Origin of the sequence: Maribellus luteus (genome assembly GCF_003576475.1) — a bacterium.
Classification (GTDB): Bacteria; Bacteroidota; Bacteroidia; order Bacteroidales; family Prolixibacteraceae; genus Draconibacterium; species Draconibacterium luteum.
Map to the genome: position 1 here is coordinate 1 of NZ_QWGR01000073.1, position 772 is coordinate 772.

Here is a 772-nt window from a genome sequence, read left to right on the forward strand (position 1 = left end):
GGTGTTCACGCTGGCTATCGGCAACATCAAGCCGGTGGTCGAAGTGAAGAGCCGTCGTGTTGGTGGCGCCAACTATCAGGTGCCGGTCGAAGTCCGGCCGTCGCGTCGTCTGGCATTGGCGATGCGTTGGCTGCGGGAAGCTGCGAAGAAGCGCAGCGAGAAGTCGATGGCCCTGCGTCTGGCTGGCGAGCTGCTCGAAGCCTCGGAAGGCCGCGGCGGCGCCATGAAGAAGCGCGACGAAGTGCACCGCATGGCTGAAGCCAACAAGGCGTTCTCGCACTTCCGCTTCTAAGCGACGCGACAACGTTGTTGGTTGCTGGGCGGGCTGTGTGCGCACATCTCGCCCATTTGTATTAGGGGCGCTTGGCCGTAGGCCAGCGCCCCGTTGACGAATCTGAGGATTAACCGTGGCTCGTAAGACCCCCATTGAGCGCTACCGTAACATCGGTATTTCCGCTCACATCGACGCCGGCAAGACCACCACGACCGAGCGGATCCTGTTCTACACCGGTGTGAACCACAAGATCGGTGAAGTGCATGATGGCGCTGCCACCATGGACTGGATGGAGCAGGAGCAGGAGCGCGGCATCACGATCACGTCTGCCGCCGTGACTTGCTTCTGGGACAAGCACCAGATCAACATCATCGACACCCCCGGCCACGCCGCGTTCACCGCGATGCGCGCCCGCGGCGCCAAGGTCACCGACATCGTCGTGCTGGTGGTGGCGGCCGATGACGGCGTCATGCCGCAGACGGTCGAAGCCATCAACCA

Annotated in this window: 2 protein-coding genes; both read left to right on the forward strand. The window is 62.7% G+C overall.

Features of this window, described 5'->3' with window-relative positions; genetic code table 11:
- Positions 1-292, forward strand: a 292-nt coding sequence (gene rpsG, locus D1614_RS27975; protein WP_119440475.1) for a 30S ribosomal protein S7, incomplete at its 5' end; no start/stop codon positions are given.
- Between the two features lie 115 nt (positions 293-407).
- A partial coding sequence (locus D1614_RS27980) for a GTP-binding protein (RefSeq protein ID WP_119440476.1) occupies positions 408-772 on the forward strand: 365 nt, incomplete at its 3' end.